Genomic DNA, 13,613 nt, shown 5'->3' with positions numbered 1-13,613 from the left:
ACGTCATGCGTCCGATGTCGGAAGAGCAGCTCCGAGCTGCATTCGTGAACGCGGCCCCTGACGATCTGCGCCTGCTGGCGCTTCCGCACGACTTCGTGCTGACGGATTGGGACCACCTCGATTTCCTCGCGTGGCGGGATCCGCGGACGAAGGGCCGCGGCTACCTCGTGCTCGACCGCGGCGGGCAGCCGACGGGGGTCGTCCTGCGCGCCGCGAACGGTTCGTCCCACGCGCGCTCGGCCCTGTGCAACCTGTGCCACACGATGCAGCCCGCGGATCAGGTGTCGCTCTTCACAGCGCGGCTGGCGGGGGATGCGGGCGACCGCGGCGACAGCGTCGGGACGTACATGTGCGCGGATCTCTCGTGCCACGAGAACGTGCGGCTCGCCGCTCCCCTCGCGCCGAACGAGGTGCGGGCGAGCGTCGACCGGCGGATCGACGGCACGCGGCGCCGCGCGGAGGCCTTCGTCGACTCCGTCGCATGCGCTGTGGACGCCTCATGAGCACCGACGGTCGCCGCGTGGTCGTCGTCGGCGACGCGCTGATCGACGAGCTCCGCGACGACACCGGCGTGCGCGAACTCGTCGGGGGAGCGGGCCTGAACGTCGCGGTCGGGCTGCGGCTGCTCGGAGTGCCGACGACCATGATCGCGATGGTCGGCGACGACGAGGCCGGTGGCCATATCCGCGCCTACCTCGCCGACTTCGGCGTGGATCTTCTCGCGTCGCCGTCGCCCATCGGCTCGGCGCGGGCGGTCAGCACCCGCTCCGGCGGCGGCGAGCCGGTGTACGTCTTCAACGGTGCGGCGCAGAGCCGCCGGATCGTGTTCGGCGATGCCGAGCGAGCCGCCCTCGCGGGGGCTCCGCTCGTCGTCGTCAGCTCGTTTCCGTTCGACGACGAGGAGCAGACGGCTCAACTGCTGGATGCCGTCCCCGGCCGCCTCGCGGTCGACCCGAATCCGCGCCCGGGCCTGCTACGCGACCGCGCGGGATTCGTGCGCGGCTTCGAGCACGCGGCGGCTCGCGCGAGCCTCGTGAAGGTCGGCGAGGAGGATGCGGAGCTCCTCTACGGTCGCCCCTTGAACGAGGTGCGCGACGCGCTCGCGGGCCTGGGCACCGCGGTCGTGGTCGCGACCGCCGGTTCGGCCGGAGCATCCGTCGTCGTGGACGGTGCGGTGATCGACTGCGGCATCTCGCAGCTTCCGGGGCGCATCGTCGACACGATGGGCGCGGGGGATGCCGTGCTCGCTGTGCTCGCCGAGGCGCTCGTCAACGGCGTCCAGGACTGGGGTGTCGCCCTGCAGATGGCCATGGACACCGCGGCCGCGACGTGCCGGTTCGAGGGCGGTCTGCTGCGACTGCCCTCCGCGCTCGAGGCCAAGGATCACACGGGCTCGTAAGGCCGGACGGCTCGATTTCTACGTCGGCGCGTTGGCGGGTAAGATTGTCAATCGCGCCTCCGGTCGACTGTACAAGCCGGGCGGGTGCGCATTCGGCGAGTTACCCAAGTGGCCAAAGGGATCTGACTGTAAATCAGCCGTCGTAGACTTCGGGGGTTCGAATCCCTCACTCGCCACCACCTGACGAAAGCGCCCCGCATGCGGGGCGCTTTCGTCGTCTGCGAGTCCTGCCCGGGGCGATTCATCCACAGGCCGGGGAGAAGCCGCGCGTGCCGATGCTCGACGTGTCAGGATGACTGCACGGCCGCCTGTGGCCGCGAACGGAGACTGACATGACCGAGCCTGTCTCACCGGCGGATGCCGCCGCATCCCGATCATCGCTGCTGACGACCGCGATCTGGGTCGTCATCGGCGCACTCATCGCGGCGGCGCTCGTGTGCGTCGTGTGGGTGCTCTTCGGGTCGCAGAACGGACTGGTCGGCCGCGCCTTCCTCACGATCCTGCTGCTCATCGCCTTCGCGGCGGTCGCGATCATGGACGTGCGCCTTGCCGCCCGCCGCCCCGTGTGGTTCGCGCTCACGAGCATGGCGGTGTGGATCGTCACTCTCCTGATCGGCGCCTTCATGATCTGGATGCCGGGCTCCGACCTGAGCCTCGCCGGCAGGGTCGTGTCGTTCCTCCTGATCGTGCTCATCCTGCAGCTCGCGGTGCTGCATGTGCGGCTGTACTGGAGGGCGCACGAGCGGCGCCCCACGACCTTCACGACGATCGTCACGTATGTCACGATCGCGCTCGTCGCCGTCCTGGCGATCATGCTGGTGCTGCCGCTCATGCTGCACGAGTGGGTCGATTTCCACGAGCTGTACTGGCGATTCGTCGTCGCAGTGACGATCCTCGCGGCGCTCGGTACGGCTCTGGTTCCCCTGGTCAACGTGCTCTTCCTCCCGCGGCCACCGCGCGCCCCGAAGCCGCTGCCGTGGCCGACCTACGCCGACGGCCGCACTCCGCTTCCGGTCATGCCCGACGGCCAGCCCGACTGGCAGGCGTACTACACCGGTCGCCCGACGTACGCTCAGGCCGTGCCGGCGCTTCCCGCCCAGCCCGGGACCGGGCACCCGGCGCAGCACCCGGACACAGTGCAGCAGTTCACCCCGCCGCAGGCCTACGCGCCCATCCAGGGCTACGCGCCTACCCAGGGCTACGCGCCGGGGCACCAGATGCCGCAGGTCGTGGATTCGGCGCCGCTGCCGCCGCTCCCGCCCGAGCCCGCGCAGCCGGTCGCGCCGCCGCAGCAGCCGCCGGCACCCCCGACGGCGCCGCCGACGCAGCCTCCGACGCAGCCGCCGGCACCGCCGATCTCGCCCGCCTCCTGAGCCGCACGAGAAGGGCCGCCCCGCGGGGCGGCCCTTCTCGTGCGACCCGCGGCCTACGCCAGCAGCTCGAGCGCGGCCATCGCCGCGTTGTGACCACCGATGCCGCTGACCGCGCCGCCGCGGCGCGCACCGGAGCCGCAGAGGAGGATCGCTTCGTGCACGGTCCCCACGCCCCAGCGGCCCGCGGGCGTCGACAGGTCGTCGGCATCCTCCGCCCACGGCCATGACAGTCCGCCGTGGAAGATGTCGCCGCCCGACAGGGCGAGGCTGTCCTCGAGGTCGGCGGTCGTGCGTGCCTCGATGCACGGCGTGCCGTCGGGCGCGAGGTAGACGCAGTCCGCGATGGGCTCGGCGAGGACGGAATCCAGTGACGCCTGCGCAGCATCCAGCAGCGCCGCCCGCATCGTGTCGTTGTCGCGACCCTCGACGAGCCGGTGCGGCACCTGGAGGCCGAACAGGGTGAGCGTGTGCGCGCCGGATGCCTGCAGCTCGGGGGAGAGGATCGTCGGATCGCTGAGCGTGTGGCAGTAGATCTCAGCGGGAAGGGGATGCGGGATGCCCCCCGCGGCGGCCGAACGGTGGGCCTCGTCGAGCTGTGTCATGGTCTCGTTCACGTGGAAGGTCCCCGCGAACGCGGTGTGCGGCGACACGGTCTCGTCGTGCAGCCGCGGCAGGCGGCTCAGCAGCATGTTGACCTTCACCTGTGCGCCCTCGGCTCGGCGCTCGGGCGCATCCGCTCCGCCGGCGCGCAGGAGCTCCGCGAGCACCGCCGGCCCGACCCCGCTGAGGACGAGCCGTCCACGCAGCGACTGCCCGTCGGCGGTCGTCACCTCTCCATCGGGCGTGACGGCCGCCGCGGCGACGCCGGTGCGGATGTCGGCACCCGCCGCGCGAGCGGCGCGCTCGAGCTCGGAGCTGACGTGGCCCATGCCGCCCACCGGGATGTCCCAGTCTCCGGTGCCGCCCCCGATGACGTGATAGAAGAAGCAGCGGTTCTGTCGGAGGGAGACGTCATCTGCCGTCGCGAACGTCCCGATGAGCCCGTCCGTGAGGGCGATGCCGCGCGCGATGTCGGTCTCGAGGGAGTCGCGGAGCAGGGCGCCGAGCGGGCGCTCGACGAGGTCGTCCCACGTTTCGCCGAAGAGCGGACGGATGTCGGCCGACCGACGCAGCGGCTCGACCATCGTCGGGAAGACGGTGCGGGCCATCGGCGCGAGGCGGGCGTAGAACTCGTCGAAGCGGGCCGACTCGTCGGCCGAACCGGTGGCGCGACGGAAGGATGCGGCGGTGGCCGCGGCATCCTCGCGATCCACCAGGATGCCGCGCGACGGATCCCCGGGCACGGGCGTGTAGGACGAGTAGCGGCGGCGCTGCAGCGCGACGCTGAGACCGAGGTCGCGGATGATCTGCTGCGGCAGCAGGCTCACGAGGTACGAATAGCGCGAGAGGTTCGCGTCGACCCCCGCCCACGGGCGCTCCGAGACGGCGGCACCTCCGACGTGGTCGAGACGCTCGACGACGGCCACCGTCCGCCCCGCCCGCCCGAGGTAGGCCGCGGCGACGAGGGCGTTGTGTCCACCCCCCACGATGACGACGTCATGGGTGGTGGGACCGGTCGTGCTTCGTTGCATCCCTCCACGCTAATCGCATGCGAGGCGGGTCTAGTTTTGAGGTATGACCGCTGCATCCGCCCTGCACGATCTCGCCGTCGACATCGCCTGTGAAGCGGGGCAGCTCGCTCATCGCCGCCGCACGGAGGGAGTGCGGATCGCCGCGACAAAGTCCGCGCTCGCCGACATCGTCACCGAGGCGGACCGCGAGGTCGAGGACCTCATCCGGGCTCGACTTGCGGCGGCCCGGCCCGACGACGGCTTCCTCGGGGAGGAGTCCGACGCCGCGAGCGGCACCTCCGGCGTCACGTGGGTCGTCGACCCCATCGACGGCACGGTGAACTACGCCTACGGCATCCCGTCCTACGCCGTGAGCATCGCCGCGGTCTCGGGGGAGGCGAAGACCGCGTCGTGGACTGCGCTCGCGGCCGTCGTCTTCAACCCTGCGTCCGGCGAGCTCTTCCGCGCGACGAAGGATGCCGGCGCCTGGCTCGGCGCCGAGCGGCTCGCGGTGAACGCGGAGCCGTCCCCGGCCGGCGCGCTCCTTGCGACGGGCTTCGGCTACGACCCCGCGACCCACGCGCCCGCGCTCGAGCGCCTCGGGCGGGTGATGCCCCTCGCCCGTGACATCCGGCGCATTGGGGCGGCATCGCTCGACCTCGCGTTCGTCGCCGCCGGGCGCCTGGACGGCTACTTCGAGCGCGGCCTGAACGCCTGGGATCACGCGGCGGGAGCCCTCATCGTCGAGGAGGCCGGGGGCCGCGTCGGCGGCTCTCCGGGAGGTCGTCCCGGCCAGCGGATGACCATCGCCGCCGGGGGCGCGCTGTTCGACGCGCTCCTCGAGCACCTCGGAGACGACGCACGCGACTGACCGGCGTGTCGCATGCCGCCCATGGCATTCACAGGCGACCCGGGGTATGGTTTACCCATTCGTTACTTTCGCCGCCCGAACGGCGCAAGTGCTGACCTCCCCCCTGGTCCGACCGTTGCCCCCTTGCGACACGATCTGAGAGCCCGCTTGACGATTGTCTTCTGACGCGCCTTTGACCGAGCCCGCCCTGACACGGCGCTCGCGTCGTCCCTCCGCTGTGCCCGAGTCGGCTGCCGCGGAGACCTCAGGGTCTCGTGCGGAGTCGCGTCGCCGGTCGACGGATGCCGTGTCCCCCCGGCCCGCAGTCGTCTGGGGTCGCGCCCCCGAGGCGCTGGCCGACACGGTCGTTCTGCCTGTCGCCGCCGACGCCGTGTCCACGACGGCTCCCGCTGTCGAGGAACACGTCGAGGCCGCCGCGATTCCGACGACCGCCCCGACTCGGGATGCGGAGCCCGTCGAGCAGGCGACTCAGACGGAGGCGACCTCGCACACCGGTCGCCGGACGCGGGGCACCGCGAAGACCGGCGACTCTCCGTCCGAGACTTCCGTGGAGAACTCGGCTGCCGTCGCATCCACTCCCTCCCGTTCGGCCACCCGACGCGCCCGCACCACCGCACTCGAGGTCGCCCCCGCACGCCCCGTCGTTCGGCCCGAGCCCGTGATGGAACTGCGCCAGGTCGACACGACCACAGCCCCCGCTCTCCCGACGCTCGGCGCCGCCGCCACCGGCTCGATCGCCGCCGTTCCCGTCGTCGACCCGCCCAGGCGCACCCGGACCCGGCCCGTCGTCAGCGAGCCTGTCGCGACGCCCGCACCGATCGTCGCAGAGCCGGTCGCCACGGCCGCTCCGGTCGCCGACCCGCACGAGCCGACGGCCACCGCGGAGCCCGACGTCGCCGCGCACGAGGCATCCCTCACCGCTGAGCCGGTGGTGGACGAGCACGCGCCGTCCATGACGGCCGAGGCGGCATTCGTCGTCGATGAGCCCGTCACGGCGTCACCTGCCGCGGACGAGCCGCTGATCGACGAGTTCGAGGCCGCCGCGCGGCTCTTCTCCTTCACGGGCGAGACCCCGATCCAGCGGGCGGCCGAGAGCGCGGCCGCCGAGTCTGTGGCGGCCGAGCCTGACGACAAGCCCGCACACAAAGCACCGCGCCGCAAGAAGAAGCACGCGGCCGGCGCGCGCCGGGCCGCCACGGCATCCTTCTCGATCGGTGTCATGGGCATCGTCGGTCTTCTCGCTGTCGGCATGACCACCCCCGCAGAGGCGGTCGCCGCCGCGGCCGGCAACGCGAACCCGGGTGCGATCTCGCCCGCAGGGGATGTCGCGATCAACGTGTCGGGATCCGACAGCCAGGACATCCAGGCGTACATGGCGCCCACCCAGGCGCAGACGACGGCCCTCGACCGCTCGATCGACTACTCGTCGGTCACCGCGGCCCAAGCCGGGGCGAACTCCGGCATCAAGAACGTCTCGAACGCGTACTTCACGAACGACCCGAACTCGCCCATCCAGTGGCCCTTCGCGGTCGGGTGCACGATCAGCTGGGGCTTCGGTCCTCGCCCGGGCGAGTTCCACGAAGGCGTCGACTTCACTCCCGGCGCCGGCGCCCATGTGCAGGCGATCGCCGACGGCGTGGTCCGCGTCTCGACCGACAGCGGCGGCGGCTACGGCGTGATGATCATCATCGACCACATCATCGACGGCAAGCTCGTCTCGAGCCGCTACGGTCACATGCAGTACGGCTCGCGTCAGGTGCAGGTCGGCGACCATGTGCACGTCGGCGAGTACATCGGCCGCACCGGCAACACCGGGCGCTCGTACGGCGCCCACACGCACCTCGAGATCCTCCTGAACGGCACGACGCCGATCGACCCGATCCCGTGGCTGCGCGCGCACGTCAAGTGAGTCTGCCGGGTTCGGATCACGCGCCGCCCTCTGATATTCTTTTCTAGTTGCCCGCGCGCGGGCGGCACGCCCCGATAGCTCAGTGGCAGAGCACTTCCATGGTAAGGAAGGGGTCGTCAGTTCAATCCTGACTCGGGGCTCGAGCATCCACTTCTCCGGAACGGATGCTTCGCGGCAGGGTAGCTCAGTTGGTGAGAGCGCACGACTCATAATCGTGAGGTCGCGGGTTCAAGCCCCGCTCCTGCTACCGGCAATCGGTTCGACGACAGAGAGGGCGTCCCCATCGGGGGACGCCCTCTCTGTCGTTCACACCACTACTTGAGTGGGCCGTACAGCGACGGCGAGGTGCGGGCGTGGGTCGCCTGCTCGAAGGCGTACGCGAGGCCGAGGAGCGGTCCCTCGGAGTAGTCGCGCCCCAGCCACTCGAGGTTGACGTTGCCCGCCGTCGTGACGCCCGTCCCGAGGGGAACCCACCCCATCGGCACAGTCACAGCCGGAAGCCCCGTGTTCGGGCTGAGGCGCAGGTTGCTGCCGATCGTCGAGTAGGGGTTGCCCGTCGGGTAGACGATCGCGTTCAGTCCCATGTCATCCATGAGCTTCGTGATGAGCTGCTTTCCCGCCGCGAGCTGAACGGTGTGCGTGCCGGTCGGGCCCGCCCAGGCCTGATACGCGTCGGGTGTGACGGCGGCGCGCTGTCCGTACGGGTTGCTTGCACGTCCCGGGTCGATGTTGTCCGACTGGCTGATCGCGAGCAGGCTGCGCGTCGACACCGCGGGGTTCAGGTACGTGTCGATGTAGTTCTGCAGGTCGTGGTTGAACTCGGGTCCGGATCCGCTGCCCTCACTGAGGATCGCACTGAAACCGGCGGGCGGGGTGATCTCGACGACCGTGGCCCCCTTCGACTCGAGCAGGCTCTTGGTCTTCTGCCACAGCGCGAGCGTGCCCGGGTTGGTGCCGAGCATCGAGGTCACGTAGCCGATCTTCGCGCCCGTGAGCGAACCGGCATCCAGGTACGACTCGTACGACGAGGGCACCTTGCCGACCTGGTTCTGTGTGATCGGGTCGGCCGGGTCGGCGCCGACGACGGCGTCGAGGGCCACCGCGGCATCCGTCACCGACCGCGCGATCGGGCCGCCGGTGTCCTGCGAGAGCGCGAGCGGGACGATGCCTGCGCGGCTGGTGAGACCCACGGTCGGGCGAACGCCCACGAGCGAGTTGTACGACGACGGGACGCGGATGGATCCGCCCGTGTCGGTGCCGAAGCCGATGCCGGCGAGGTTCGCCGAGATCGACGCGCCGGTGCCTCCGCTCGAGCCGCCCGACGTGCGCGAGGTGGAGAGCGGGCTTGCGACATCGAGCGCCGTTCCAGGTGTCTGGAAGGCCGAGAACTGCGATGTGAGGTTGATCGCGAACTCGTCCATGGATGCCTTTGCGAGGATGACGGCGCCCTCAGCCCGCAGACCCTTCACCATCGTCGCGTCGGTCGCGGGCTGGTTGGCATCCCAGCATCCGCAGCCCGCCGTCGTGGGCATGTCAGCGGTGTCGTAGTTGTCCTTGAGGGCGATCGGGACGCCGAGGAGCATGCTCGTCATGCCGTGGGCGGCGCGCGTCGCGTCGGCCGCAGCGGCCGCAGCGAGCGCCGTCTTCGCGCCCACCGTGATGATCGAGTTCAGCGGACGGCCTCCCGAGGCGGGGTCGACCTTCACGCGGTCGTACGCGGCGATCCGGTCGATGTACTCCTGCGTGATCTTGACGGATGTCGTGACACCCGCGTTCATCGCCGCCTGCATATCGACGGCGCTGGCCTCGACGATCTGGAAGGGGCCGTCGTCGTAGATCATGCGGCGCGACAACTCCGCGAGATCCGACGCGCCGATCGTGCCGTCTCCGTCGAAGTCGAGCTTGGAGACGGATGCCCAGTCGGCGTCGGCCTTCGTCTTGCCGAGGTCGTCCGCGAGAACCGCCAGGTCATCCGTCGTGACCTGCTTGTCGCCTGTCAGGTCGAGCTCGGTGTAGTACGGCTCGAGGAACGGCGCGTTGGCGGGAGCCGGGATCGTCGGGATGCGGGGTCGTCCGTCGGGGCGGTGCGCGGCGATGGCGTCCGCTGCGGAGTGGGAGTGACGGTGGCCGGGCAGGGCCGTCAGCGCAACGCTCGCGTCGGCGGCATCCGTGAGAGGCGTCGCGTGGTCGCTCGAGTCGACGAGGGATGCCTTCGCGACGGTGATGTCGGCCGTGCCGCCGTCGAGCACCGTGAACGAGAACGAGCCGAGCCCCGCGTCGCCCGAAAAGCCGGGCGACGTGCCGAGCCGCGTGCTCGTGATCGTCAGCGTGCCGTCGCCCGTCGTCTCGACGCTGAAGCCTCCCTTGGGTCCCTCGAACGAGTCGGGGTCGAAGGTCAGCAGCTTCGGGTCGTAGTTGACCTGCAGTGAGTAGGCGTAGAGGTCGGCTGCCCCGGATGCCGAGATCGCGACATCGAGGGTCGTGCCCTCGGTCGCGGCGGAGGCGGTGTCGATCGCGATGGTCGGGGCGCCGGGATCGGCGCTCGCGGCAGATGGCGCGAGCGCCGATCCGCCCGCGACCGTGACGGCGGTCAGAACGAGCGCGCCGACCCGCAGGGTTGCGAGCCTCGGGCGTTCGCGGCGGGATGTCTCAGGCATGGGTGTGGAGTCCTTCCTCGGGGATGTCGGACTGCGAAGGGCGCCGGGGGAGGCGACCGGTCAACACGCTAGGGAGGGGTGGATGACGGGGATGTTTCGCGGGGGCGTCATGCGGCGCGTACGAGCGCTTCCGCATCCCCCGGAGGGGCGCACAAGGCGCATGTCGCGGTCGTTGCGGGATCCCGGTGCCGCGCAACCGGCTCGCGGGTCGTGTGACGACGGCGGAAATCCGCTCGTTCGGGGGCAGTGTCCAGCCGCGTAACTCCGGCGAAACACATTGTTCGCAAGGGTTAACATTCGTCCGCTGAAATGGATGTCGTGACAGGACGTCGAGGGCATCTGGGGGCGTGGCATCCGCGCCGCCTGCGCGATGTCCTGCGACTGGCTGTCGTCGATCGGCAGTCTCTCGATGCGGACGGGATGCTCCCCACCGAGCAGGAGCTGATGCTTGCGTTCGGCGCCTCGCGCACGTCGCTCAGAGATGCACTTGCGATGCTCGTCGACGAGGGACAGATCGAACGCCGCCGCGGTCACGGCACGTCACGCGTGGCGAGTTACCACGTCCTGGACATCGCCGTCCCCCGTCCCGACGAGTACGACGACTACCGCAGGCGCACGGCGGGGGTGAGGCCCCACCTGCTGCATCGATCATGGATCCCGGCCCCCGCGCCCGTGGCGCGGCGCCTCACGGACGTCGGGGACGGTGAACGGTGCCTCTCGATCGAGTACGTGCTCGTGTCGGACGGCGAGCCCCTCGCCGTCATCACCAACTACCTGCGCGGTCGCGAGGGCGAGCTCGTCGCGGAGTGGCCGTTCGTCACGGACTTCTATTCGTTCCTGTGGGGCGCAGGCATCACGATCGCCGATCAGGTGACGACACTTCAGGCCACCCTCGCCGACGATGAGGTGGCGACCTTGCTGGAGGTCGCGCCCGGGAGCCCCGTGCTCGCGTTCGAACAGGCGATCAGAGATGCGTCGGGCGATGTGATCGACGTCGCGCTCGGCGTCTTCCGGGGGGACGTCCGGATGACGGCATCGAACTTCGTGTACGCCGATCCGGCGCGCCCGACCCCATGACGCATGACATCCCAGACCGCCTCGGCTACCCGCGACGAACCCCGCTGATACACAAGAAACCCCCGGCTATGCCGGGGGCTTCTTGTCGCTTCGGGTGTGCGCTCGTGTCAGCCGATGCGGTGGAGATAGACGAATCGCATGCCTGTCTCGTGGTTCCACGCGCACGTCTGCATGGCGAGGTCCGTGCCGCCCGGCGCGGTGTTCCGCACGTTGTCCGTGGTGCCGTTGCGCGGGATGTAGGTGGAGCCGATCACCTGATACGTTCCGCTGATCCTGCCGGTCACGGTGATGATCGTGCCGTTGCCGACGCTCAGCAGCCACGCGCCACCGCGGTTCTCGTGCTCGCCGATGGTGGGGAACGGCAGGCGGTAGGTGAGCTGCGTCCACGTGTTCGATGCGCACGCATCCACCGCAGCTTGGAGGCCCACGCAGCCGACATAGGCGGTGCGCGTGCGCGGCGCTGCGGGAGCGGCGGCGCGTGGAGCCGAACTGCTCTGCTGAGAGGATGCGTGACGACTGGCCGCGGCTGCCTGTGCATCCGCGGCGGCTTTTGCCGCAGCGGCGGCTTGGGCGGCAGCGGCGGCCTTCTCTGCGGCGATGCGCGCCTGCTCGGCATCCCAGCGCTGGCGGACGCCGTCTGTGGCGGTCCTGACGTCCGCGAGGTCGATGGATGCGGTGGGCAGCGTCTTGGGGCGGACGGCGCGAGCGTCCGCTGATCTCTGCCACGGATTCACGATCGCGCGAAGGCGGGTGACGGCTTTCGCCTTGGCCGCTTCGGCTTGCGCTGCCTTGTCGATGAGGTCTTCTTGCTCCGTCTCTGCGGCGGCGAGCTGTGCGCGAAGCTTGGTGACCGTCGGCTGGTCGGCATCGAGGGTCGTCTGGCTGACGGAGGCGAGTGCCGCCTTCGCGGCGGTGATCTGTGATCCGAGGGCATCAACGTGCTTGTTCGCGGTGGCCGTGACCTGGTCGTACGAGGACACGACGGCGCGAATGGCGGTATTCGCACGGGCCTCTTCCGCGCTCGTCGCCTGAGCGCCGAAGGTGCAGGCCGCGGCGATGGCGGCGATGGCGGCGATGGCTGTGGCGGAAGCGAGGGGTCCAGAGAGGGACTTCATGGGGGAGAGCGCTCCTCGGAGTGTGCGGCAGGATACCGAGTGATGCTCGTGTGAACGGCATCAGGGTCATTCGTGCTGGCCAGTAACGAGAGCTGCTCTCCCCAGGTGAGCGTGCTCATCGGTCAGTGTTCCGTGATCCGAAGGCGCTGTCAAGCATGCTTGACACGTCAAGCGTGCTCGCGAATTCGTCAAGCACGCTTGACGATGTCAAGCACGCGTTACAGTCAAGCACACGAGACCTAGATGAGCGAGGGTTTTTCGCGCACAATGGGGAAATGGGGAGCGCGTCTGGGGACGCTCTTGAGAACCTTCGCCATGCTGCGGAGAACCTTGAGCGGTTGCATGTGGAAGAACGTCGGGCATTGCGAGCCCGCGACCTGGCGGTGCGTGCTGCGAAGGATGCGGGATATTCGCCCGCACAGGTTCGCGCGGCATCGGGCCTGACACGTCAATCGATGAAGCTGGCGCTGGATGCCGCAGTGCTGCCGGAAGGGTCGCGCCGGCCGCGTTGAGCGCCGAGCGCCGCGCGCGCGGCGGCGGCCACAACCATGGCGGGATGCCCGTGCACGCGGGCTGTCAGCATCCATCCGGGCATCCGATCTCGGAAGGGCTCCGAATCCCACGTGAGCGGCACCCGCCGCGTGGAACAAGGAGAGAGCTATGCGCACGTCCCCGAACCGTCTCGTCGCCGTCATCTTCGGCGTCGTCTACCTCCTCGTCGGCCTGCTGGGATTCACCGTCACCGGAGGAGTCACGTTCTTCGCCACCCAGGGCGGGATGCTGCTGGGCATCTTCATGGTGAACCCGCTGCACAATGTCGCCCACCTGCTGATCGGCGCCGCCCTCTTGGCTTTCGGCCTCGTCTCGGTGAAGGCCGCGAAGATCACGAACACCGTGGTCGGTGCGGCGTACCTGCTCCTCGGCGTCGTGGGCTTCTTCCTGGTCGGCACTGCCGCCAACGTGCTGTCGCTGAACTCGTTCGATCACTTCCTTCACCTGGCGAGTGCCATCCTGCTGCTCGCCGTCGGCCTCGGGGCGGAGCGCACCACCCGCGCGCAGGTCGCGCTGGGCTGACCCGGCGAAGGCTCGAATCCCATGAGGGGCATCTCTCGCAGCTGGCCGGCGCTCTTCGCCTGGGGCGCCGGCCTGCTGCATGTCGCGCTCGCGGCTGAGGTCGCGCGCGCCGCGCTGCTGCCGGGCATCTTCGCCACGGCGGCGCTCCTCATTCAAGGCGCTGCTGAGCTGATGTGGGGGGTCCTCAGTCTCCGCAGCGGAGGCCGGGTTGCAGCCCGCGCTGCCGTCGTGGGTGCAATGACCGGGCTGGTGCTGGCTGCGGTGGCGATCGGTGGCGGGGGGTCACCGGTCGCCGCCGCGGCCGTCGTCGTGCTGGTCGTGCCGGCATCCATGCTGACGTGGAGCGCGAGAGCGCGGGCGACGGCATCGCGCCCCCGACCGATACTGCCGGCCGTCGGAATAGTCGTCGGCGCTGTGCTTGTCGCCGCGCTCGTGACGCCGGCGCTCTCGAGCACGAGCGGCTCGAGCGAGCACGGTCACCGCGATCTCTCCTCATTCGACCCGCACGCGGGCCACTAGCCGCGCCGC

Annotated in this window: 12 protein-coding genes and 3 tRNA genes; 12 read left to right on the top strand and 3 right to left on the bottom strand. The window is 70.1% G+C overall.

Features of this window, described 5'->3' with window-relative positions:
• The first annotated feature begins 5 nt into the window (after positions 1–5).
• The 4 genes from AC0NZN_RS17145 (at position 6) to AC0NZN_RS17130 (ending at position 2,772) form a co-directional block, all read left to right on the top strand.
• Positions 6–503, top strand: a complete 498-nt coding sequence (locus tag AC0NZN_RS17145; protein ID WP_474593533.1) for an FBP domain-containing protein — start codon at positions 6–8, stop codon at positions 501–503.
• Positions 500–1,399, top strand: a complete 900-nt coding sequence (locus tag AC0NZN_RS17140) for a carbohydrate kinase family protein (RefSeq protein WP_474593532.1) — start codon at positions 500–502, stop codon at positions 1,397–1,399. The genes AC0NZN_RS17145 and AC0NZN_RS17140 overlap by 4 nt, the downstream gene beginning before the upstream one ends.
• Positions 1,400–1,493: 94 nt before the next feature.
• Positions 1,494–1,578: transfer RNA gene (locus AC0NZN_RS17135), tRNA-Tyr, on the top strand.
• A gap of 153 nt (positions 1,579–1,731) precedes the next feature.
• Positions 1,732–2,772 (top strand): hypothetical protein, encoded by a 1,041-nt coding sequence (locus AC0NZN_RS17130; RefSeq protein ID WP_474593531.1) that lies wholly within the window; start codon positions 1,732–1,734, stop codon positions 2,770–2,772.
• Between the two features lie 53 nt (positions 2,773–2,825).
• Here AC0NZN_RS17130 and AC0NZN_RS17125 read toward each other — a convergent pair whose 3' ends face one another.
• Positions 2,826–4,403 (bottom strand): phytoene desaturase family protein, encoded by a 1,578-nt coding sequence (locus tag AC0NZN_RS17125; protein WP_474593530.1) that lies wholly within the window; start codon positions 4,401–4,403, stop codon positions 2,826–2,828.
• Between the two features lie 43 nt (positions 4,404–4,446).
• Between AC0NZN_RS17125 and AC0NZN_RS17120 the strand changes: the two genes are divergently transcribed.
• The 4 genes from AC0NZN_RS17120 (at position 4,447) to AC0NZN_RS17105 (ending at position 7,409) form a co-directional block, all read left to right on the top strand.
• Entirely contained in the window at positions 4,447–5,253 is an 807-nt protein-coding gene (locus AC0NZN_RS17120) for an inositol monophosphatase family protein (RefSeq protein WP_474593529.1), read from the top strand.
• A 286-nt stretch (positions 5,254–5,539) separates the two neighbouring features.
• Complete coding sequence (locus AC0NZN_RS17115) at positions 5,540–7,162, top strand: M23 family metallopeptidase (RefSeq protein WP_474593528.1); 1,623 nt, start codon at positions 5,540–5,542, stop codon at positions 7,160–7,162.
• Positions 7,163–7,230: 68 nt separating this feature from the next.
• Positions 7,231–7,302, top strand: a tRNA-Thr gene (locus tag AC0NZN_RS17110).
• Positions 7,303–7,335: 33 nt separating this feature from the next.
• Positions 7,336–7,409: transfer RNA gene (locus AC0NZN_RS17105), tRNA-Met, on the top strand.
• 67 nt (positions 7,410–7,476) lie between these two features.
• Here the strand turns inward: AC0NZN_RS17105 and AC0NZN_RS17100 are convergent.
• A complete protein-coding gene (locus AC0NZN_RS17100) occupies positions 7,477–9,819 on the bottom strand; it encodes an amidase family protein (RefSeq protein WP_474593527.1) in 2,343 nt (780 codons plus the stop codon).
• 318 nt (positions 9,820–10,137) lie between these two features.
• Here AC0NZN_RS17100 and AC0NZN_RS17095 point away from each other — a divergent pair, with 318 nt between their 5' ends.
• The gene (locus tag AC0NZN_RS17095) at positions 10,138–10,896 is read left to right on the top strand and encodes a GntR family transcriptional regulator (protein ID WP_474593526.1); all 759 of its coding nucleotides are present in this window, start codon (positions 10,138–10,140) and stop codon (positions 10,894–10,896) included.
• Positions 10,897–11,003: 107 nt separating this feature from the next.
• Here AC0NZN_RS17095 and AC0NZN_RS17090 read toward each other — a convergent pair whose 3' ends face one another.
• Entirely contained in the window at positions 11,004–12,011 is a 1,008-nt protein-coding gene (locus tag AC0NZN_RS17090; RefSeq protein WP_474593525.1) for a hypothetical protein, read from the bottom strand.
• Between the two features lie 155 nt (positions 12,012–12,166).
• Here AC0NZN_RS17090 and AC0NZN_RS17085 point away from each other — a divergent pair, with 155 nt between their 5' ends.
• The 3 genes from AC0NZN_RS17085 to AC0NZN_RS17075 all read left to right on the top strand — a co-directional run bounded on the left by AC0NZN_RS17085 (position 12,167) and on the right by AC0NZN_RS17075 (position 13,604).
• Positions 12,167–12,523: a hypothetical protein gene (locus AC0NZN_RS17085; protein WP_474593524.1), complete on the top strand. Its 357-nt coding sequence runs from the start codon at positions 12,167–12,169 to the stop codon at positions 12,521–12,523.
• A 148-nt stretch (positions 12,524–12,671) separates the two neighbouring features.
• Positions 12,672–13,085, top strand: coding sequence for a DUF4383 domain-containing protein (locus tag AC0NZN_RS17080; protein WP_474593523.1), 414 nt, complete (start codon positions 12,672–12,674; stop codon positions 13,083–13,085).
• A 21-nt stretch (positions 13,086–13,106) separates the two neighbouring features.
• A complete protein-coding gene (locus tag AC0NZN_RS17075) occupies positions 13,107–13,604 on the top strand; it encodes a hypothetical protein (RefSeq protein ID WP_474593522.1) in 498 nt (165 codons plus the stop codon).
• Positions 13,605–13,613: the final 9 nt, after the last annotated feature.

It is taken from the genome of Microbacterium sp. sgz311019, assembly GCF_056135325.1.
The sequence above is the reverse complement of the archived record's forward strand: the minus strand, read 5'-3'. Positions and strand labels throughout refer to the sequence as shown.

What these genes read in the sequence shown, in the direction of transcription:
- AC0NZN_RS17145 (WP_474593533.1), top strand. Translation starts at nt 6, where the DNA reads ATGCGTCCGATGTCGGAAGAGCAGCTCCGAGCTGCATTCGTGAACGCG.
- AC0NZN_RS17140 (WP_474593532.1), top strand. Translation starts at nt 500, where the DNA reads ATGAGCACCGACGGTCGCCGCGTGGTCGTCGTCGGCGACGCGCTGATC.
- AC0NZN_RS17130 (WP_474593531.1), top strand. Translation starts at nt 1,732, where the DNA reads ATGACCGAGCCTGTCTCACCGGCGGATGCCGCCGCATCCCGATCATCG.
- AC0NZN_RS17125 (WP_474593530.1), bottom strand. Translation starts at nt 4,403, where the DNA reads ATGCAACGAAGCACGACCGGTCCCACCACCCATGACGTCGTCATCGTG.
- AC0NZN_RS17120 (WP_474593529.1), top strand. Translation starts at nt 4,447, where the DNA reads ATGACCGCTGCATCCGCCCTGCACGATCTCGCCGTCGACATCGCCTGT.
- AC0NZN_RS17100 (WP_474593527.1), bottom strand. Translation starts at nt 9,819, where the DNA reads ATGCCTGAGACATCCCGCCGCGAACGCCCGAGGCTCGCAACCCTGCGG.
- AC0NZN_RS17090 (WP_474593525.1), bottom strand. Translation starts at nt 12,011, where the DNA reads ATGAAGTCCCTCTCTGGACCCCTCGCTTCCGCCACAGCCATCGCCGCC.
- AC0NZN_RS17085 (WP_474593524.1), top strand. Translation starts at nt 12,167, where the DNA reads ATGCTTGACACGTCAAGCGTGCTCGCGAATTCGTCAAGCACGCTTGAC.
- AC0NZN_RS17080 (WP_474593523.1), top strand. Translation starts at nt 12,672, where the DNA reads ATGCGCACGTCCCCGAACCGTCTCGTCGCCGTCATCTTCGGCGTCGTC.
- AC0NZN_RS17075 (WP_474593522.1), top strand. Translation starts at nt 13,107, where the DNA reads ATGAGGGGCATCTCTCGCAGCTGGCCGGCGCTCTTCGCCTGGGGCGCC.